Here is a 19,389-nt window from a genome sequence, read left to right on the forward strand (position 1 = left end):
TCAGACCGTGCGCGGGGCATAGGCCTCGGTCAGGCGGTCCATGAGGGCGTCGTTGTCGGCGTCGACGGTCTTGCGCTCGGGGTGGTCGTCGTACCAGGCGACGATCTCGCGGGCGCCCTGCTTGAACGGGGTCGCCCCTTGGCCGAACTCGGGCACGAGCGACTTGATCTTGGAGTTGTCGAAGACCATCGTGTGGGCCTTGTCGCCGAGGAGACCGGCACCCCAGTCGGGGTCGGAGGCGGCGATCGCCTCGGAGGGCACGTGGACCAGGTTCGGCTCGTCCACGCCCGCCGCGGCGGCGACGTCGCGGAAGATCCGGTTCCAGGTGGGTGCCTCGTCGCCGGTGATGTGGAAGGGCTCGCCGAGCGCGGCCTCCTTGCCGAGGAGGCCGGTGAATCCGACCGCGAAGTCGCGGCTGTGGGTGATGGTCCACAGCGAGGTCCCGTCGCCGTGGACGACGACGGGCTTGCCGGCGCGCATCCGCTCGACGACGGTCCAGCCGCCGTCGAACGGGATGAGCGTGTGGTCGTAGGTGTGCGAGGGGCGCACGATCGTCATCGGGAAGTCGTCCTCGCGCCAGGCGCGAACGAGCAGTTCCTCGCAGGCGATCTTGTCGCGGGAGTACTGCCAGTAGGGGTTCTTCAGCGGGTTCGACTCGACGACCGGCATGTGCGTCGGCGGGGTCTGGTAGGCCGAGGCCGAGCTGATGAACAGGTATTGGCCGGTGCGGCCGGAGAACAGGTCCACATCGCGCTGGACTTGCTCGGGCACGAAGTTGACCCAGTTGACGACCGCGTCGAACTCGGCGTCGCCGAGCGCGGCGCGCATCTGTTCGGGGTCGTTCGAGTCGGCCGTCAGATGCCGGACCTCCTCTGGCAGCGGCCGCAGTGCGCTCTCGCCGCGGTTGAGGACGGTCACGTCCATGCCGCGGCGGACCGCCTCGTGCACGCACGAGGTGCTGATGACTCCGCTGCCGCCGATGAACAGTACCTTGAGATTCGACATTTCCGCTCCTTCGTTGGCCAGCGGCAAGCCTACTCGCGGGCGCGCGCGGCGGAGGGCCGGCGGCGAAGCCGCCGGCCCTCGGGTTCGGTCGTGTCAGGCGACCGTGCCGGTGACCGAGCTGCCGGACTTGGTCACGTGGTAGGTGAGGGTCTCGCCGCTCCAGAAGTGGAAGGTGAGGGTCACCTCCTGGCCGTCGTTGACTTCGGCGAAGAAGTCCGAGGTCAACGAGATGGTGCCCGCGTCGTAGTCGGGTTCGAAGGCCCGCGCGAACTCCTTGTAGGAGGTCCAGTTCTGCGGGCCGGCGTTGCCGGAGCCGTCGGAGTAGACGGCCTCCATGGTGGCGAGCTGGTCGCCGTTGAACTGGGTCGGGACCGCGAACGAGTCGGTCGTGCCAGAGGCGTCCTGCACCACCGGCGTGTCATAGGAGACGACGCTGATCCGCCACGGAACCCCGGCCGAGAAGTCGGCGTGCAGGTCGGCTCGCGTGCCGTACTCGCCCGAGCCGATGAGGTCCTCGATCGTGTCGGCGCTGATGGTCAGCTGGTCACCGGAGAGGGTGTAGTCGGTCCCCTCGTCCAGCGGCGTGTCGCCGTGGCGCAGTCCCTCGAAGGTGTTGCCGTTCGGGTTCAGCGTCACGGTCGCGTCGGTGACGGTCCCGGCCCGCTCGACGAACACCTGGTCGGTCGAGGCGGTGCCGGAGCGGGTGGTCCAGCCGGCCTCCATGATCGCGTACAGCTCCGGGTCGCTCCACTCGAAGGACGTGCGGCCGAGGTGCTGGCCGTTGTCCCACACCATGTGCGTGATGTTCCGTTCCTGCGCATAGTATTCGAGGTACTCGAAGTACTTGAGCTTCTCGCCCTGTTCGATGGTGCCGGTGTGCGCGTCGAAGCCGAGCAGGCCCCATTCGCCGAGGATCACCGGGGTTCCTTGGGCGACGAAGGAGTTGTAGACGCGGTCGAAGGAGTCGACCAGGGCCTGGCGCACTTCGTCGTTGAACGTGGTGTAGCCGGCGATGTTGACGCTGAACGGCCAGAACCCGTAGTAGTGCACCGTGGCGGCGATGTTCGGGTCGTCCAAGGAGTCGATCGTCTGGTTCAGGGCGTCCAGGCGCGGCTGCTCGTCGTTGGTGTGCAGGGTCGGGAGCACCAGCACGCGGTCGGCGTTGCCGCCGCCGGTGTCGCGCACGATCTCGTGGAAGACGGTGTTGAGCTCGTCGAGCAGGCCGTACGCGGTCGAGTCGTCGACGTCGTTGAACTGCGGCTCGTTGACGCTCTCGAACAGCAGCTCGGGCGGGGCGTCTCGGAACCGGTCGGCGAGGTCGTTCCAGATGACCTCGTACCGGGCCATGACCTCGTCGTGGTTGCTCTGCATGTCGGCCATCCAGATCCACGAGTCGTGGTGGATGTTGATGAGCACGTACAGGTCGGCTTCGAGGGCCCAGTCCACCACTTCCTCGACTCTGTCGAGGTATGCCGGGTCGATGGCGTAGTCGGGCGCGCTTCCCTGGTGGTTGTCCCAGGTGACGGGGATGCGGATGCTGTTGTACCCCTGGGACTCGATGTTCTGGATCAGTTCCTCGGTGATCCGCGGGTTGCCCCAGGCGGTCTCGTCGTCGCCGACCGAGTCGAGCGAGTTGCCGAGGTTCCAGCCGGGCTGCATGGCGGCCACGGTCTCCATGGCGTCCGTGTCGTCGGGCGGCGGCTCGGAGGTGGTGGTCGTGGGGGTCGGCTCCCCGATGTCGCCGGTGCACTCGACCCCGTTGAGGAAGAACTGCGTGGGGCTGTCGTTGCTGCCGGACCAGGATCCGTTGAAGCCGAACGAGGTCGAGCCTCCGGAGGCGATGGTCGCGTTGTACCCGAGGTTGGAGGCGGTGACCTCGTCGCCGGAGGTGGTGACGTCGGCGTTCCATGCCTGCGTGATCTGCTGGCCGGACGGGAAGGTCCAGGTCAGGTCCCAGCCGTCGATCGGGTCGCCGAGGTTGTGGATCGTCACGTTGCCGGTGAACCCGCCGGGCCACTGGCTGTCGACCCGGTACTCGATTTCGCAGCCTTCGGCGGCGGAGGCGACCATCGGCGCCGTGATCCCGATCCCTGCGACCACGGCGACGACGGCACCTATCAGCAAAGCGGTCCGTCTTCGGGCACTTCGTATCAAAGTCCGCATAGTACTCCTTCAATGTCGGTGCGGTAGTTGAGGATGACGCGCAGCGTCATAGACAAACCTCAATGCAAGACTAAGTTGGAAGACCCAACTTTGTCAACACGGCTCAGGCCGCCTCACCACCGCCGGAGTCCTCGTCGCGCCGCTTCGCGTCGTCTACCAGATCCCGCAGCCATCCGAGCCACGTCCAGGCGTCGTCGACGTCCACCTCCAGCTCCACGCCGTTGTCCAGGAGCCTCTGGAGCTTCGAGCCCCACTCCTCGACCGCCTGGAGCGCCTGCTCGAAGCGCCGGATCTCCACCAGGCATTCGACCATCGACTTGGTGTCCCGCCGGATGGCCTCCCAGTGGAGCGCCGGGTGGGACGAGACCAGTTGGCCGCGAATCTGGATGGCTCGCGCCAGCACCGAGGCCGCGCTCTCGTGGCGACCGTGCTCGACGTGCTCGCCGGCCAGGTGCTCGAGGGAGTCCACCAGCGACAGGTGCGGGATCGGATGCTCGCTGTCGATCTGCTCCAGCATCTCCGCCTTCGTGTCGACCGCGATCAGGCTCTCGCGGTCACCGAGCCTGGAGGCGTCGTGGTCCTGGAGCTGCCAGGGGCTCAGGGCGTTTCCGAACAGCTCGAGACCGCGCTCGTGGTCGGCGGCCTCGGCCATGATCTCCAGCGCTCGGTCCCGCTGCTCGACCATCCACAGCGCCACGGCGTACTCCTGGAGCGCGCGGACGGCGCTGGGCCAGTAGTCGGTGACCTCATGGGCCACCTCGAGCCAGACCTCGCCGGCCTCCTTCAAGGTCGCGACCGCCGGCTCCCCGCCGTGCCGCCACCACAGCCCGACCCCGTAGTCGGCGAGGGACTTGGCCAGCAGGATCCGAGAGTCGAGGTCGGACGCGAGTTCACGTCGGACGGTTACGGCCTGCGCGAAGACCTCCACCGCCTGTTCCTCTTCGTGGCGCACCCATAGCAGGTTGCCGAACCGCTCGAGGCTGTCGGCGAGCCTGACTCTGAACCGGGGGTCTCTCTCGGCCAGCCATTGCTTGATCTCGAGCAGCTCGCGAATGGTCTCGATCCGGTACTCGTCGCCTCCGGCGTGCTCGTAGTCGAGGTACTCGAAGCACTCCTCGTATCTGTCGAGGTCCACGTCTCCGATGAGGCGCCGCAGCCGCACCGCCTCGAGCGCGGCCTCCCGAGCGTCGCGCCTCCGGTCCAGGTCGGTCAGGGCGACCGCCAGGTTCTCGAGTTCCCTGATGCTGTCGGCGTAGTCGGCGCGCCTGACCATGCCCAGCTTGCGCCGGAACCTCACCGCGTGCATGAACACGCCCAGGGCCGCCTTGGGGTCGTCGGCGCGCCGCAACGCGATCCCGGCCTCGGACCAGGCCGCGATGCTCTCGCCATAGGCTTCGACGTCGGTGATCCCGGAACTCCAGAGGAGCTCGGCGAGCTGGTTCGCCGCCAGGACCGCGGACTCGAACTGTCCGTTGGCGATCCACAGGTCGCGCAGCCGAGCGAGCGCCGCCAGGTGCCGGGCGCACGAGTCGCCGTCGATCGCGTCGAGCCGTTCGCGCAGCTCCTTGGCCTCGCGGAGGGCTTCGAACCCGGCCTGTTCGAAGCCGAGGAGGATCTGCGCCTCGGCCACGCCTTCGAGCGCGCCCACCAGCTCGCGGTCGTTGCCGGTGTCGCGGAAGTAGCGGATCTGGAGGCTGTGCAGGGCCTTGCTGAGCGAGGCGAGCGCAGCCACGTCGCGGCTGGCGGTGATGTCGGTCCCGGCCACGATCTGCGCCACCCGCTCGTCGTTCGACTCCTGCTCGAGGAGGGTGGTCAGCATCGAGGTCACTCTCGGGTGGTGGCTCTCGGCCACCTCGTTCCTGGCGATGCCGATCAGACGGTTGAGGTTGAGGTCCAGGACTTCGGCGGTCGAGATCGACGGGTCGTCGTCTCCTGCGATGCCGGCCAGGGTGATGCTCAGCGCGTGCTGGAACCGTTCGATGGTGTCCGGGTAGTGGTCGCAGGTGAGGCTCAGCAGGTGCACCAGGCGCGAGTAGTGGGTCGATTCGAGGTCGAGCCGCAGCAGCTGGGTCAGGATGTCGTCGAGGTCGTCGACGCTGACCAGCAGGTGCTCTGAGATCAGGTCCGGCTCGATGGCGGCGGCGCGGCGCGAGCGGCCGTCCTCGGAATCGGGGTAGAGGCGGACGAGCGCGTTCGCCGCTTCCCGCCGGTTGGCGTTCGACTGATCGCTCCACAGCTCGGAGGCCCGGAGCAGGTTGGTGGCCTCCCTGACCGTCGGCAGGGTCATGGTCATGATCGCCACCGCGTGCAGGGCCTGGTCGCATTCGGCGGGGCTGACCTTGTTGGTGGACAGTCCGTCCTGGCCCACCCAGCGCTTGGTCCGTTCGCGGCGCAGCAGGTGGTCGAGGAGCTGTTCGCGCAGTCCGGTCGGTCCGGGTTCGGGCAGCGTCTCGCCTCGGGCGGCCAGGAGGGCGGCGATGTGGACCAGCAGCGGCGAGTCGTACTGGTCGTCGTCGACCTGGTCGAGCAGGTCGGCCGCGTCGGCGCCGTTGCCGCGGCCCCTGGTGAAGCGCTCGAACGCCTCGATGAAGTGGGCCCGGCGGCGGTGCCCGTCGAAGGCGTCGCGGGAGAGGGTCAGGCGCACCGACTCCCCCTCCTCTCGGAGCCGCTTGTGGAGGAACCCGCCGCCTCGGTCGCTGAGCTGGTCGTACCAGCCGCCGGTGGCGCGCGAGACCAGGAGCACGCGGACCGGGCTCTGGAGGAGGTCGCCGAGCCGTTCGAGGTGCTGGAGGAAGTCGATGACTCTGGTGGTGATCGCGGGGCGCTCGACGTAGTCGAAGACGATCAGCAGCGGTTTGCGCGGGAGGAACGAGCCCCAGGGCTTGTCGGCGTCGTCGACGGCGAACCCGGTCGACCACTCCTGGTTCTCCTTCGGGAGACGCTTGCACAGCTCGGCGGCCAGGCGGGTCTTGCCCGATCCGGCCGGCCCGGTGAGCACGCGGATCGACACTCCTCCCCCGCCGTCGTCCTCCTCGCACCATCTCAGGAGCCTCTCCAGTTCCTCTCCGTGGCTTTCGGAGACGAACGGCACTTGGCCGTAGCGCGCGGTGATGAGCTTGAAGTCGGTCTCGACGCCGATCGGCTCGAAGGGGTTCCTGATGAGCGGGTGGTCGGCGGCGATGAGGTGGAGTTCGGGGTCGCCGAGCGCGGCCGCCAGCCGGGGCTGGTCGAGGATGACCTTGGACGGGACGACATCGAGGACGCGGGCGCGTCCGGGGTCGAGTTCAGCGGCGACGCCGAGGAGGCAGCGCTCGCTGAGGACCATGGCGCCGGACAGGCCGGTCCAGCCGGAGTCCTCGACCGGTTCGAAGGTGGGGACGGTGAATTTCATGCGCGGCTGTCCGGCGGCCTCGATGGGGACGACGGTGCCGCCCACGACGGCGGCGGCGTATTCGTCGCCGCGCTGGTCGGATTTGGGGAAGCCGATGCAGCGGGCCGGCTCCTCGCTGTCGAAGCCGGTCAGCTCGCCCCAGATGACGCGCCCCGAGGGGGCGGCCAGTCCGGGGACGCGCAGCAGCGCCACGTCCACTTGGGACCGATCGAGGCCGGGCTCGTCGGGGGCCGGCCAGATCACCTCGGCTTCGGTGAACTCCGCGGCGAGGATCTGGCGGGCGCTGACCCGGTCGGCCCCGACCACGTCGTGGCCGCAGGTGAGGACGAGGTCGTCGTCGACCAGGTAGCCGCTCAGCGTGTGCCGCCGCCTGGTCGCGTGGTTCTCGGTCTTGATCTCGACGACGCGGGGCTCGTGCGCTCCGAGCAGCCGGGAGCCGGTCACGGTGTCTTCCTCGCCGATTCGCGATGCATGCCCATACAACCTATAGAGACACGAGAAGCGGGAACAGATACTCCACTGTCGCGAACCCGACACCCGCCGGTCGCGTCGGCCGGGGTTCCCGGTCGGTTCGGCGGAGGGGTAGTCGATTCGGGCGAAGGATGTCACCCTGGTCGGCATGAGTGATCTGCACTGGATCGACGAGGGCGCCGGCCGTCCCCTGGTGCTGCTGCACGGCGGCTACCTGAGCCGTGAGATGTGGGACGCCCAGGTCTCGGCCCTCTCGTCGCACTACCGCGTCATCGCGCCCGACGCCCGCGGGCACGGGCGGTCGCCGAACGCGACCGGGCCGTTCCGCCACACCGACGACGTCGCCGATCTCATGCGGTACCTGGGGATCGACTCGGCCGTGCTCATCGGCCTGTCAATGGGCGGCGCGACGGCGGTCGACACCGCACTGGAGCATCCGGATCTGGTCGAGGCCCTGGTCGTCAGCGGCGTGGGGACGAGCGAGCCCGCGTTCACCGATCCCTGGACCACCCGGGTCTGGTCCGAGTGGAACGCCGCGTTGGCGGCCGGGGACTTCGAGGCGTGTGTCGAGAAGTTCACCCTGTTCGCGGCCGGGCCCCACCGCTCGCTGGACGAGCTCGACGGCGAGGTCGTCGACCGGCTGCGCCGCATGACCGTCGCCACGATGTCCAAGCACGGCCCGGACGAGCCGAACTGGATGACCCCGGTCCCCGACACCTGGGAGCGGGCCGCGTCCATCGGGGTGCCGGTGCTGGCGATCAACGGGGCGATCGACTCCCCCGACCACATCGGCATGGCCGAGCGCCTGATCGGGACCGTCCGGTCGGGGCGGGTGGTCTCGATCGACGGCACCGCGCACTACCCGAACATGGAGCGGCCGGACCGCTTCAACGGACTGCTCGCCGACTTCTTGGCGAACGTCTAAGCGTCGGGCCTTGGCGCGCGCCTCCCGCGGACTGGCGCCCATCTCGCGTTTGAACGCCGAGCTGAAGGCGAACGGGTCCTTGTAGCCGACCGCCTTCGCCACGGCCGCCACACTGAGATCGGTGTCCGCCAGCAGGTCCTCGGCGATGCGCATCCTCCATTCGGTGAGGTAGCCCAGGGGCGGCTCCCCCATGACCTCGGTGAAGCGCTTGGCGAAATGCGCCCTGGACACGCTGGCCTCGGCGGCGAGCGCGCCGACCGTCCACGTCTCGCGGGGCCGCCGGTGGATCGCCTCGAGCGCGGGACCGACCACCGGGTCGCCCACGCCCCGGTACCAGGACGGCGCCTCCGATCCCCGCAGGTCGAACCAGCAGCTCAACGTGCAGACGAGCCCCCAGTCGAGGACTCGGTCGAGCAGGGCCTGCCCGCCCGGGCGACGCCGGCGGTCCAGCGCGTCCCGCAGGGACTCGAGCCAGAGCACCTCCTCGACCTCCTCGTCGAGTACCAACGCCCGCGGGAGGGTCCGGAGCAGGCGTTCCTGGCGCGAGCCCGCGCCGCGGTAGGAACCGAACGCCGCCGTGCCGCTTCCGGTCAGCTCGAACGCCCCGGGCCCGCGGACCAGCGCGGTGGAGCCGGGGCCGAGCTTGAATTCGGCGCCGTCGACGGCGGCCACCGCGCTCTCTCCCTCGACGAGGGTGAGGATGGTGAGCGCCGCGCCGTCGTCGAAGCGGATCGGCCGGGTCGGCTCCAGGCGCAAGTGGTCGGCGGAGGATCCGGACGCCCGCAGGCCGCCGAGCATGTCACTCAATGGGTCCACGCGAGCTAGCGTAGACGATCACCGAGGAAATCCCGATTCTCGACCATGGTTCGTCCAGAGGATCGCGGCTGTACTTGTGCCATGAACGGATACAACGAAGAAGACCGTCCCGTCGCGCTCGTCGTCCTCGCCCACCACCGCTCGGACTCGCTGACCGCTTCGATGGCGGAGCGCGCTGCGAACCGCCTGGAAGGCGACGGCTACCGCGTCGACCTCCTGAACCTCCACGCCGAGGGCTTCGATCCGCGCAACTCCGTCGCAGACGAGCCCGACTACGGCGACCGGGACAAGACGTACTCGGCCGAGGTGCATCGCCACATTCGCCGCGTGCACGCCGCCGAGGTCATCGTGGTCGTCTTCCCGGTCTGGTGGTTCGGTCTCCCGGCCCTGCTGAAGGGCTGGTTCGACCGAGTGTGGAACTACGGCCTCGCGTACGGCCGCAGCAGGTCCCCGATGGAGGGAAAGCGGATGCTGTGGCTGGCCCTGGCCGGTCTCACCGCGCGGGATCCGAACGCGGACCTGGTGGCCTCGGTCCTGGAAGGGCCGCTGCGTCGCGGCGTCTCGGAGTACTGCGGCATTTCCGAGACCCATGCCGCCGTGCTGTACGACAGCGAGGGGCAGGACCTGTCCGGCGAGGCCCGCGCCGAGCACTTCCGCGGCCTCGTCACCGGAGCGGACGAGGCGGTGGACAAGCTCCTGGCGGGCTGACCGGCCACTGGGCGGCGAGCAGGCTCGCCGCCCAGTCAGGTTCCGCCATAGGGACTTCCGAGTCGAGTTCACTCGAACGGCGGGAACACCCCGACCGGCGTCGAAGCGCTCCCCACTGGAATGACGCCTGGAGGCCATTGCACCGCAGGGCAACCGAGCATCATCCCACAAGGACCGTCGCCATCCGGTCGCAAAACTGACATCCCACGCAACCTTCACATTACTGCGGAGTAACGGTAGCCTACCTATTACATCCTGTAAATATTGATGTTTCCCAATAGGAGACTGCCATGTCCACCCCCCGGAAACGACTGGTCGCGGTGCTCACCTCCGCGGCCCTGATCGCCCTCGCACTGACCACGGCCGCCGGACCGGCCCGGGCCGCGGAGCGCCCTGAGATCGTTCCGCTGCCGGAACACCTCGAGACCATCCGCGCCGCCGAGGCCACCGAACTGTACGGCGACCCCGGCATCCTCCCGCTCGAAGAGCGCAAGTCCTCGCTGATCTCCATGGGAGACAGCCAGATCTCGGGAGAGGGCGTCGGCAACTACGATCCCGACACCCACACCGACGGCAACTGGTGCGACCGCTCCTACGACCAGGCGCTGTTCCGCACCGGCATCGAGAGCGACGTCGAGTACAACATCTCCTGCTCCGGCGCGGCCTCGCAGCACCTCATCGAGGGCAACGGGCAGCAGCAGTGGAACGAACTCAACCAGGGCGACCACCTCGCCATCAAGGCCCGCAACACCGATGTCGATCTGGTGTGGATCATCGTCGGGGCCAACGACGAGGGCGGCATCGAGTTCGGCCCCACCGCCACCCAGTGCGCGACCAACCGCATCCTCTTCCTGGGACCGTGCTGGCCCGACCACACCGACGACTGGGAGGCCCGAGTCGAGGTGAGCCGCCAGGGCGTCGAGACCGCGATCGGCTCGGTCCGGCAGACGATGACCGACGCCGGTTACCTCTCCGCCGACTACGACATGGTCGTCATGTCCTACGCCAGCCCCGGAGGCCCCGACGTCGAGGACAACCCCGACTTCCCCGGCTGGTACCGGGGCGGGTGCCTGCTCTACCTGGCGGACGCCGCTTTCGCCCGCAATAAGGCCGTGCCCCTGTTCGAGCAGGGCATCCGCCAGGCCGCGCTCAACCAGGACGTCCGCTACCTCAACGCGCAGCGCCTGTTCGACGGCCACGGCGTCTGCGAGGAGGAGCCCTGGGCCCGCGGGGTCTACACCGAGGTCGGGCTGCTCCCCTCCGAGCACGCCTTCCGGCAGTCGCTGCACCCCAACTACCTCGGGCACGGCGCTTTCGCGCAATGCATCACGCAGTTCTATGAGCGTCCCGAGTGGGACACCTCCACCTGCGTCGATCCCGCCAGTACGGGTGGTGCCGTGCTCTATGAGGGACTGTTCGAGTTCAAGGACGTCAAGAACACCGACAGCGGCCTGTGCACGGACGCCGAGGGATACGACTCCAGGAACGGCACCGCCCTGCTGTCGGCCGAGTGCAACGGAGGCCGCAACCAGGGCTTCTGGTACGACGAACAGCGGCGGTCACTGCACGTGGAGCTCACGCACGACCGCTGCGTGGACGTGGAAACGGGCAGCATGGAGGCGGGAACAGCGCTGCTGCTGTGGGACTGCCACGGCGGCCTCAACCAGGAGTTCGTCCTGACCGACACCGGAATCCATCCGGCCGGCCACTCGGACCTGTGCCTCGGCTTCGACGGTACCGGTGCCGAGGCGCCCCTGATCCTGACCGAGTGCGGGACCGCCGCGAGCGGGTTCGAACTGGCCGCTCGCGACTACGACGACCCGGCCGGATACGGCTACGACGACTGGATCGGGGCGAGCGTCTACTGACGCCCGCCCGCGCCGACCCGGTGCGCCGCCGAACGGCCCCGGGCACGATAGAAGCCGCTGCCCTTCAATCCGAAGGTCAGCGGCTTCGTGTCTTCAGAGACAGGACTTACAGAGCGCGCAGGTTAGCGGCCTGCGGACCCTTGTTGCCCTGCTCGACGTCGAATTCCACCCGCTGGTTCTCCTCGAGCGACCTGTATCCGTTGCCGGAGATCGCGGAGAAGTGAACGAAGATGTCCGGTCCGTTGTCCTCCGGAGCGATGAAGCCGAAGCCCTTCTCCGAGTTGAACCACTTGACGGTGCCTTGCGCCATTACAAAATATCCTTGCGAAGTTGATTCTCAGGCCAGCGGTGGTGTCCCCCAGGTGTTGCCCCTGGAAGCTCCGTTCCGCCGTACGGCCCGATACTGCCGCCATCTCTGGCGCTAAGCCGCCCCGACTCTTATCGAATCGAGGTGACCATAGAACCTTACAGCATTTCCGACGCCCGGCGTCCGACGCGGTCGGTTTCTCCGCACTGATCTTCGCCACAACGGCCGATTTTCCGCGGACGCCAGGGCCCGCTAGGCGTTATTGCAGGTCAGTGAGGAGGTCGTCGAGGGCCTTGCTGAGGGCGTCGGCGTTGGCCGGGCCGAACCAGGTGGTGCGGATGCGCTCGTTGTTGCCCTTCGGGGTCTCGTGGTCGGCGGCGAGACGGCTCAGCGAACGGGTCTCGTCGCCCAGGGCGCGGCCGACGCCTTGGAAGAGACCGCGGACGTAGCGGTCGGCGTCGCCGGGGTCGATGCCCTGGTCGACCGCCCACGACGTGAGCGCCGCGAGGTATGCGTAGTGGGTGGTCAGCGTCCCCGTCAGTGCGGAGAAGACGTTGAAGGCGGACTCATCGGCGACCGGGAGCACCCCGCCCAGTCGCTCGAAGAACGCGTCCGCCACCGGGTGGGAGGGACACGTCACCGTGACCGATCGGCGTTCACGGACTGACGGGAGGGGGATGGCCCGCACCAGCGCGGCATCGGTCGCCAGGATCCGGCGCAATTCATCGTTGCCGACTCCGGCCATCGCGTTGACCACCGTCTTGTCGCCGTCCACGCTCAGGCCGCCGAGCGCTTCGTGCCGGTCCTGGCGGCGCACAGCGATGACGACCAGCTCGGACCGGTCGACCACCGCCTGGTTGTCAGCGCAGACCCGCACGCTCTCGTAGCGGGACGACAGCTCCTCGCCCGCGCGGACGCCCCGAGGGGAAAGGAATACCGCCGGCGTCGCATCGACGCCCTCGCAAACGCCCTCGACGAGGGCCCGGCCGAGCTCCCCCACCCCGATGATGCCTATGCGTTCCACAGCGAATACCTCCATTGCCAGTAGTGCAGTCGCCCCAGAGTAAGCCGAGAGCACCTCAAAGAAGCCAAAGCCTCATAATGGCGCTGTCACCACGACGGCACAATCCGGAGGCCGCATTTCATGAACCGTGCATCCAGTGATGTGGAAGCGTTCGAAGCACGCGCGGCCGACGCCGACCTGGACGATCTGCGCGCGCGGCTGGCCGCGGCACGACTGCCGGAGCGCGAGACGGTCTACCGGGCCGCGCCCGACCCTCGCCGCTGGGACCAAGGCGTTCCCCTCGCCGACCTGGTCGATCTCGTGGACTACTGGCGTACCGGCTACGACTGGCGGTCGTTCGAGGGGCGCCTCGACCGGATCGGGCAGTTCCGCACGGTCATCGACGGCCTGGGAATCCACTTTCTGCATCGCCGGTCCTCGCGCGCGGACGCCGCTCCGCTGATCTTGACGCACGGTTGGCCGGGCAGTATCGCCGAGTTCACCCATGTCATCGACGAGCTGGCCGATCCGAGCGACACCGCCACTCCGGCATTCCACGTGGTGGTTCCGTCGCTCCCGGGCTTCGGTCACAGCGACAAGCCGGCCGCCACCGGGTGGGGAACCGGGAGGATCGCCGCCGCCTGGGTGGAACTGATGGGAAGACTCGGCTACAGCAGGTTTCTGGCCCACGGCGGCGACTGGGGAGGCGTGATCACCACGGTTCTCGGCGGCAGGTTCCCGGAGCGGGTGCTCGGCATCCACTCAACGCTGGCGCAGGCACCGCCCGGGTTGACGGCAGACGGGTTGACGCCGGATGAGCGCAGATGGACCGAGGAGACCCGCCGTTTCTGGCAGCACCGCGCGGCGTACGCGAAGCAGCAGGCGACCCGGCCCCAGACCATCGGCTACTCGCTGGTCGACTCGCCGGTGGGCCTTCTCGCCTGGATCCTCGACAAGTTCTCCGAGTGGACGGACACCGAAGACAGTCCGTTCGAGACGATTTCCAGAGACAGGATTCTCGACGACGTCACCCTGTACTGGCTGACTCGGACCGGCGCATCGGCGGCCCGCATCTACTACGAGAGTCACGGCGGTGTGAACGCGCTCGACTCCGGGCTTCGGGTCGACGTCCCGTCGGCGATCAGTGTGTATCCCCGCGACATCGAGAAGTGTCCGCGCGCCTGGGCGCAAGAGCGCTATCGGCGGATCGTCCGATGGAGGACGCCCGAGACCGGAGGACACTTCCCCTCGCTGGAGGTTCCCGAGTCGTTCGTCAAGGACCTGCAAGAAGGTCTCGCGGCAGTGATGGCCGCCGCTCGGTAGTCTCCCCGCAGGCCCTCGCCCACCGGTCGCTCAACCGGACCGGATCGCGTCAATGGCGGTGTCGAAGTAGGTGCTCAACGGCCTGTCGCCTCCGTTGCGGGTCCACGTCTCGCCGGCGAGGCGACGGCTTCCTTCTCAACGTCGCGAGTATGGCCGCCGACGCGGTCGTGGCCACGGCCCTGGCCGCCCGCGCCAGAAGATCTCAACGGGTTCTCCGCGGTCTTGAAGGTGCCGCCCGGGCCGCCCTTCCCCGAGCCGATCCACGGCGACAAGGTGTGTGCAGTGGTGTGGTACTACAGCGGCGACCTGGAGCGGAACGACCTGGAGGAGGTCCTGTCCGTGGTGAACGATCCGGCCCCGCCGGCGTTCCACTTCACCGCGCCCATGCCGTACCCCGCGCCGCAGAGCATGTTCGACGAGGAGATTCCCAAGGGACTCCAGTGGTACTGGCGCGGCGACTTCTTCGAGACTATCTCCGGCGCCGCGATCGAGGTGCACGAGCGGTACGGCCGCGGCCTCCCCAACGACCTGTCGGCCATGCACCTGTACCCCGTGGACGGGGCCGCGCACCGGGTCGGCGCGGACGAGACGGCCTAGGCGTACAGGGACGCCAAGTGGTCGGGGGTGGTCGGCGGCATCGATCCCGAGCCCGCCAACGCCGACATGATCCGCCAATGGTGCGTCGACTACTGGACCGACCTGCATCCGCATTCCATGGGCGGCTCCTACGTCAACTTCATCGGCGCCCAGGAGGGCCCGAACGCGTCAAGTCCACCTACAGGGGCCACTTCGACCGCCTCGCCGAGATCAAGCGCACCTACGACCCGGACAACTTCTTCCACGCCAACCAGAACATCCCACCAGCAGCCGCCTGAAGAAGGAACCGGACAGGACGAACTGGCGCAGGCCGCGCGCAACCACCGATGGCAACTGCGGCCGCTCATCTCGACCTGTCGGGCGGTATTCCCCGTGTGAAGCCCGACCGGAGCGACGACCGTCTCGGATCGCTATCATTCCGAGCAATGCTCCGATGTAGCGCAGAGGCCGTCGCGCCTCCATGGCATGGAGGAGGACGCCGGTTCGAATCCGGCCACCGGAGCAGGACCCGTGGCCTGTAGCGCAGAGGCCGTCGCGCCGATACCGCATATCGGAGGACGTCGGTTCGAATCCGACCAGGTCACGGCATTCACGGTATGGGACGGGTGGCATGGACGAGCCGACAGACGCGGAGTTGGAGGCGTTCGACGCGGTGGTCGCCAAGTTGCGTTCGCTGCCGGCCGATGACCGGACCAGGCTTCGTGCCGAACAGGTCGCCGCCTCATTCGTGCGGGACGGCCGACGACGGCGCAAGAAGTCGCGTGCGCAGCAGGATGCGGCCACGGACGGGGACACACTTGCCTCCACCGCCACCGGAAATCTGGAGCGACGGCCCGACGCTCCCCTGGCCGCGCCGGGGCGTCCGGGAACGCTGGCGCGGCCACGCCGATGTTATATCTGCAAGCGCAGCTACCGCCGAGTCGACGGTTTCTACCACCAGCTCTGCCCACCCTGTGCGTCCGAGAACTCGATACGCCGGCAGGCCGGCACCGACCTGACAGGGCGCAGCGTCCTGCTGACCGGCGGCCGCGTCAAGATCGGCTTCGAGTTGGCGCTGATGATGCTCCGCGACGGGGCTGAAGTCACCGTCACTACCAGGTTCCCGAACGATGCGGTTCGCAGATTCCATAGCGTTCCGGGCAGCGAGGAGTGGTCGGATCGTCTGGAGATCGTCGGGATAGACCTGCGTGATCCCCGCCAGGTCCTCGGCTTGTGCGATCGCCTGCTGACGCGGGGCCGACCGCTGGACATATTGGTCAACAACGCCGCACAGACCCTGCGGCGCCCCGCCGAGTGCTACCAGGCACTGATCAAGAACGAGCTCGCCGCGCTCCCCGCGCGCAACGTGTGGAGCGCACCCGGTTACCGGACCCCGGAAGTCAGCGTCCTGCCCGCCGCGGCGCTCGATCTGGTCGCATCCGACGTCGACGCCGCCGGACTGCTGCCCGACGACTCGACGGCGAACTCCTGGTCTGCGCGACTCGGTGCCCTCGATCCGGCTGAAATCCTCGAAACCTACCTGGTCAACGCATTCACTCCCACGCTGCTGTGCGATAGGCTCCTGCCGCTCTTGACCGCGTCTTCCCACTCCCGGCGCTACATCGTCAACGTCACCGCCGTCGAAGGCCGGTTCGCGGTGCGCAACAAGACCGCGCGCCACCCGCAGACCAACATGCCCAAGGCAGCGCTCAACATGCTCACCCGCACCAGCGGACCAAGTCTCGTCGAACAAGGCGTTTACATGTGCGCGGTCGACACCGGATGGATCACCGACGAGAATCCGGCTCCGAAGCGAGAGCGGATGGCGGCAAACGGATTCCGCACCCCACTGGACATCGTAGACGGGGCGGCACGCGTCTACGACCCCATCGTGCGAGGCGAGGCGGGCTCGCCTGTGGCGGGTGTGCTCCTCAAGGACTACAGAGAGGTCGACTGGTGACGGACGCACCCACAGAAACGTTCGCCGGGATCGGCCCTGTCGCTCCCCGCGCGGCAGTCGAACTCGGTGACTTGATCAGGTGGCTCGAATCTGGCGATCCCGCTGCGCGGCGGCTGGATTTCACCGCCGGCACCGCAATGCCAGACGGCCGTCTCGACCTGTGCAAACAGGCGCTCGGGCCCAACGGGGCAGCCCGTGTCACAGAGGCGCTTCGGCCGAGGCAGGTACGGCACCTGCTGCTCGGCACGAACGGACTGGGCGATCTCGGCGCCGACGCGGTCTCGGAGCGGGCGTCGTCTGCGGAACTCGAGACGCTATATCTGGGTTGCAACGGCATCACGGCGGCGGGAGCCTGCCGCCTTGCGGACAACCTTCTGGCCTCCCCTCAAGTCCTGTCCGGGTTGTGGGTCAAACGGAACCCGATCGGGCCGGCCGGCGCCGAAGCAGTGACCGGCATTGTGTCCCGCCTTGAGCGCCTTCGAACGCTCGATCTCGTGCAGACTGGAATCGACGCTGAGGCCGCGGGTGTGCTCGTACCGACTCTGCTTGCCGCCTCGGATCGAGGGCAGGGCGTTGAGCGCCTCTATGTCAGCGGAAATCGGCTCGGGACGAAAGGCGCCGCCGCCTTGGCCCCCTTGGTCGCGAACGGAGCCGTATCGGAGCTGTACGTTTCCGCCGCAGGGCTGGGTGATCGCGGCGCGGAAGAATTCGGACGCGCGCTCAAGGCGGCGCCGTACGGCAGACTCAAGAGGCTATCGCTCGCCAGCAACGGGATCGGCCCAGAGGCGAGCGCGCGAGTTATCATTGCGGGAGTCGCCAATGGAGTCGAAGTGCTGGACCTCGGCCGAGTAAAGGCGGCCAATGCACTCTCGGCCGCTGACAACCGCATCGACGAGTCGGCCGCCGAATCGATCGGCAGGGCGCTCTCGAAAGCGCCACATCACATGACGCACCTCGCCTTGGCGAACACCGGCATGCGCAGCCGCGAGGCGCAACGCCTCTTGGACTTCGCCGTGCACGCGCAAACGCCTACGCGCTACTTGCTCGGCAAGGGCATCGCGGCGAGCATTCGCACCCGACTCAACTCGCCTTGCGAACACCTGCCGCTCCGGCCTACCCCGAGTGCCGACGCCAAGGCCATCACCAGTCTCCACCGCAGCGCGGCCGGCGGAAGCCGTTCACCGCTGCCGAGATGAGCGCTATTCACTCGAGCGGGCCCGCTCCCGGTGGGCGCGGACCTTGGCGATGCTGCCACATGAACGGCCGTCGGGCCCGCCCGCGGTCATCAGGCACCAGCGTTTGCTGGCGTTGCGGCTGTGGTCGTAGAAGATCCAGCGGCAGTCCGGACAGGCTTTGAGCCGATTCCAGCGTGCGGCCGCGACAGCCTCCAGCACCGCGCAGACCAGATCCCCGGCAAGGCCGGAGCTGTGAGTGAAGTGCAGTCCGTTCTCCCCCACCTTCGGCTGAATCGCCAGTCGCTCGATCCAGGGGTTCACGATCTCCGCGGTGTCGGTGGACCGTTCGACCGCCGACCGTAGATCGTCTCGAAGCGCCTTGAGCCGACTCCGTTGCGATCGCGACGCTCCCGATCGTTCGACGTACTCGTCGAAGTGGTCCTCAGGTTCCCGGGTGTCGTTGGGGATCAACCAGGTATTGAGCAGGCCGCGAACCGCCTCGAGGCCATCCGGGGCCTCCTGACCACTAGAACTGTTAACCACCGAACAATCATACCGGTATACAAGCCATCCGACTCGTGCTAACCTATGAAAATGATAGCTGGTTATCACTTGGCTGAGCTCCACGCTGCGGGTCCGCACCCGGGCCTCGGGTCCGGACTCTCGCTCTTCGGCCAGTTCATAGGGAGTTGGGACCTGCGCGTCCGCTTCTTCAACGAGGAAGGCGACGTCTCCTTTGACGAACCGGGGACCTGGTCGTTCGGCTGGATTCTCGACGGACGGGCAGTCCAAGACCTCCTCACCTACCCGAATGCGGGGAGCGCGCGACCGGGCGAACGGGGCATCGGCACGTCTATACGGCTATACGACGCCGCAACCGGCACCTGGAGCGTCTACTGGCTCGGTGCGACTTCGAACACCCGGATCACCCTGACCGCCAAGGCGACCGACGATGGCATACGACTGGACGGCCCCGACGTCGACGGCAGCCCACTGCGCTGGACCTTCACCGACATCACCCCCGGCAGCTTCCAGTGGCAGGGTCGAATCCAAGATGCCGACGGCTCCTGGCGTCTGGAACAGGACATGCTCGCGCACCGCCGCAAGGACCGCGGATGAGCCGCCGAGTCATGTGGACCGCCCTGCAGTGGCCCGGCTCCGAGCACCTCGACCAGTGCGTCGCCGCCGACGCGATCATCGCCGACGGGCTCGTCATCGCGACCTCCGAGGGCGTGCCGATCCGGCTGGCCTATCGAATCGAATGCGACCCGCAATGGCGCAACACCCAACTCGAAACCGGTTACCGATACGAGCCCGCAGGCTTCCGCGCCGATCTAGAGGCAAGCAGCGACGGCCTCGTCACCGACTACCCAGACCTATGGACCATTGACTTAAGCCATTGTGAACAGTGTGATCGTTTCGCACCTGACGCTCCCCCAATTAGGGCCATCGCGGCCGGTGGTTCCCATGGAGATGACCGGCCCTGCGCTGTTCACAGGAGAACAACATCGGTTCAGCCGCTGCGGTTCGATTCGACGGTGGTTCACCGAGGTCTCGGGCGGCGCCGTCCTCGCATCGCTCCACGCTCATCAGGGCGCCCAGGCGGTCCCTGGCCTCGACCAGGTTACGGCCTCGACCGGCCATAGCTCCACTGGATCGTCCGGAGAGACGTTCAGGATTCGAAATCGAAGTGCCATC

14 protein-coding genes, 2 tRNA genes and 2 pseudogenes are annotated in these 19,389 nt (G+C 67.8%); 11 read left to right on the plus strand and 7 right to left on the minus strand.

Annotation, left to right across the window (positions count from 1 at the left end):
- The 3 genes from JFB92_RS04205 to JFB92_RS04215 all read right to left on the minus strand — a co-directional run bounded on the left by JFB92_RS04205 (nucleotide 1) and on the right by JFB92_RS04215 (nucleotide 7,003).
- On the minus strand, nucleotides 1-1,005 hold the full coding sequence (locus tag JFB92_RS04205) for an SDR family oxidoreductase (protein ID WP_199035177.1): 1,005 nt from the start codon (nucleotides 1,003-1,005) through the stop codon (nucleotides 1-3).
- Nucleotides 1,006-1,098: 93 nt separating this feature from the next.
- Nucleotides 1,099-3,105: a cellulase family glycosylhydrolase gene (locus JFB92_RS04210; RefSeq protein WP_199035178.1), complete on the minus strand. Its 2,007-nt coding sequence runs from the start codon at nucleotides 3,103-3,105 to the stop codon at nucleotides 1,099-1,101.
- Nucleotides 3,106-3,271: 166 nt separating this feature from the next.
- The gene (locus JFB92_RS04215) at nucleotides 3,272-7,003 is read right to left on the minus strand and encodes a S1 family serine peptidase (protein WP_199035179.1); all 3,732 of its coding nucleotides are present in this window, start codon (nucleotides 7,001-7,003) and stop codon (nucleotides 3,272-3,274) included.
- A gap of 175 nt (nucleotides 7,004-7,178) precedes the next feature.
- On the opposite strand from JFB92_RS04215, the gene JFB92_RS04220 reads away from it, so the two are divergent.
- Complete coding sequence (locus JFB92_RS04220) at nucleotides 7,179-7,955, plus strand: alpha/beta fold hydrolase (RefSeq protein ID WP_199035180.1); 777 nt, start codon at nucleotides 7,179-7,181, stop codon at nucleotides 7,953-7,955.
- Nucleotides 7,956-7,961: 6 nt separating this feature from the next.
- Here JFB92_RS04220 and JFB92_RS04225 read toward each other — a convergent pair.
- Nucleotides 7,962-8,753: pseudogene (locus JFB92_RS04225) on the minus strand (AraC family transcriptional regulator); the annotation flags it as partial.
- 99 nt (nucleotides 8,754-8,852) lie between these two features.
- Between JFB92_RS04225 and JFB92_RS04230 the strand changes: the two are divergent.
- Both JFB92_RS04230 and JFB92_RS04235 read left to right on the plus strand, forming a co-directional pair.
- On the plus strand, nucleotides 8,853-9,479 hold the full coding sequence (locus JFB92_RS04230) for an NAD(P)H oxidoreductase (RefSeq protein ID WP_199035182.1): 627 nt from the start codon (nucleotides 8,853-8,855) through the stop codon (nucleotides 9,477-9,479).
- Nucleotides 9,480-9,769: 290 nt separating this feature from the next.
- Nucleotides 9,770-11,347, plus strand: coding sequence for a ricin-type beta-trefoil lectin domain protein (locus JFB92_RS04235; RefSeq protein WP_199035184.1), 1,578 nt, complete (start codon nucleotides 9,770-9,772; stop codon nucleotides 11,345-11,347).
- 106 nt (nucleotides 11,348-11,453) lie between these two features.
- On the opposite strand, the gene JFB92_RS04240 is transcribed toward JFB92_RS04235, so the two are convergent.
- Both JFB92_RS04240 and JFB92_RS04245 read right to left on the minus strand, forming a co-directional pair.
- Nucleotides 11,454-11,657: a cold-shock protein gene (locus JFB92_RS04240; protein WP_199035186.1), complete on the minus strand. Its 204-nt coding sequence runs from the start codon at nucleotides 11,655-11,657 to the stop codon at nucleotides 11,454-11,456.
- A 256-nt stretch (nucleotides 11,658-11,913) separates the two neighbouring features.
- Complete coding sequence (locus tag JFB92_RS04245; protein ID WP_199035188.1) at nucleotides 11,914-12,678, minus strand: NAD(P)-binding domain-containing protein; 765 nt, start codon at nucleotides 12,676-12,678, stop codon at nucleotides 11,914-11,916.
- A 120-nt stretch (nucleotides 12,679-12,798) separates the two neighbouring features.
- Here JFB92_RS04245 and JFB92_RS04250 point away from each other — a divergent pair, with 120 nt between their 5' ends.
- From JFB92_RS04250 to JFB92_RS04280, 6 genes and pseudogenes are all read left to right on the plus strand, one after another.
- The gene (locus tag JFB92_RS04250) at nucleotides 12,799-13,980 is read left to right on the plus strand and encodes an epoxide hydrolase family protein (RefSeq protein ID WP_199035189.1); all 1,182 of its coding nucleotides are present in this window, start codon (nucleotides 12,799-12,801) and stop codon (nucleotides 13,978-13,980) included.
- A gap of 147 nt (nucleotides 13,981-14,127) precedes the next feature.
- A pseudogene (locus tag JFB92_RS26810) lies at nucleotides 14,128-14,855 on the plus strand (BBE domain-containing protein); the annotation flags it as partial.
- 151 nt (nucleotides 14,856-15,006) lie between these two features.
- Nucleotides 15,007-15,079: transfer RNA gene (locus JFB92_RS04265), tRNA-Ala, on the plus strand.
- 9 nt (nucleotides 15,080-15,088) lie between these two features.
- Nucleotides 15,089-15,161: transfer RNA gene (locus tag JFB92_RS04270), tRNA-Ala, on the plus strand.
- A 26-nt stretch (nucleotides 15,162-15,187) separates the two neighbouring features.
- Entirely contained in the window at nucleotides 15,188-16,516 is a 1,329-nt protein-coding gene (locus JFB92_RS04275) for an SDR family NAD(P)-dependent oxidoreductase (RefSeq protein ID WP_199035197.1), read from the plus strand.
- Entirely contained in the window at nucleotides 16,513-17,712 is a 1,200-nt protein-coding gene (locus tag JFB92_RS04280; RefSeq protein ID WP_199035199.1) for a leucine-rich repeat domain-containing protein, read from the plus strand. Before JFB92_RS04275 ends, JFB92_RS04280 begins: the two co-directional genes overlap by 4 nt.
- 3 nt (nucleotides 17,713-17,715) lie before the next feature.
- Here the strand turns inward: JFB92_RS04280 and JFB92_RS04285 are convergent, their stop codons facing one another.
- Entirely contained in the window at nucleotides 17,716-18,234 is a 519-nt protein-coding gene (locus JFB92_RS04285) for a CGNR zinc finger domain-containing protein (protein ID WP_199035201.1), read from the minus strand.
- 51 nt (nucleotides 18,235-18,285) lie between these two features.
- On the opposite strand from JFB92_RS04285, the gene JFB92_RS04290 reads away from it, so the two are divergent.
- On the plus strand, nucleotides 18,286-18,810 hold the full coding sequence (locus tag JFB92_RS04290) for a hypothetical protein (RefSeq protein WP_199035203.1): 525 nt from the start codon (nucleotides 18,286-18,288) through the stop codon (nucleotides 18,808-18,810).
- 11 nt (nucleotides 18,811-18,821) lie between these two features.
- Complete coding sequence (locus tag JFB92_RS26815) at nucleotides 18,822-19,337, plus strand: putative glycolipid-binding domain-containing protein (protein WP_372451568.1); 516 nt, start codon at nucleotides 18,822-18,824, stop codon at nucleotides 19,335-19,337.
- Nucleotides 19,338-19,389: the final 52 nt, after the last annotated feature.

This window comes from Glycomyces salinus, assembly GCF_016428645.1.
GTDB classification, from domain to species: Bacteria; Actinomycetota; Actinomycetes; order Mycobacteriales; family Micromonosporaceae; genus Glycomyces; species Glycomyces salinus.

What these genes read in the sequence shown, in the direction of transcription:
- JFB92_RS04205 (WP_199035177.1), bottom strand. Translation starts at nt 1,005, where the DNA reads ATGTCGAATCTCAAGGTACTGTTCATCGGCGGCAGCGGAGTCATCAGC.
- JFB92_RS04220 (WP_199035180.1), top strand. Translation starts at nt 7,179, where the DNA reads ATGAGTGATCTGCACTGGATCGACGAGGGCGCCGGCCGTCCCCTGGTG.
- JFB92_RS04230 (WP_199035182.1), top strand. Translation starts at nt 8,853, where the DNA reads ATGAACGGATACAACGAAGAAGACCGTCCCGTCGCGCTCGTCGTCCTC.
- JFB92_RS04235 (WP_199035184.1), top strand. Translation starts at nt 9,770, where the DNA reads ATGTCCACCCCCCGGAAACGACTGGTCGCGGTGCTCACCTCCGCGGCC.
- JFB92_RS04240 (WP_199035186.1), bottom strand. Translation starts at nt 11,657, where the DNA reads ATGGCGCAAGGCACCGTCAAGTGGTTCAACTCGGAGAAGGGCTTCGGC.
- JFB92_RS04250 (WP_199035189.1), top strand. Translation starts at nt 12,799, where the DNA reads ATGAACCGTGCATCCAGTGATGTGGAAGCGTTCGAAGCACGCGCGGCC.
- JFB92_RS04275 (WP_199035197.1), top strand. Translation starts at nt 15,188, where the DNA reads ATGGACGAGCCGACAGACGCGGAGTTGGAGGCGTTCGACGCGGTGGTC.
- JFB92_RS04290 (WP_199035203.1), top strand. Translation starts at nt 18,286, where the DNA reads ATGATAGCTGGTTATCACTTGGCTGAGCTCCACGCTGCGGGTCCGCAC.
- JFB92_RS26815 (WP_372451568.1), top strand. Translation starts at nt 18,822, where the DNA reads ATGTGGACCGCCCTGCAGTGGCCCGGCTCCGAGCACCTCGACCAGTGC.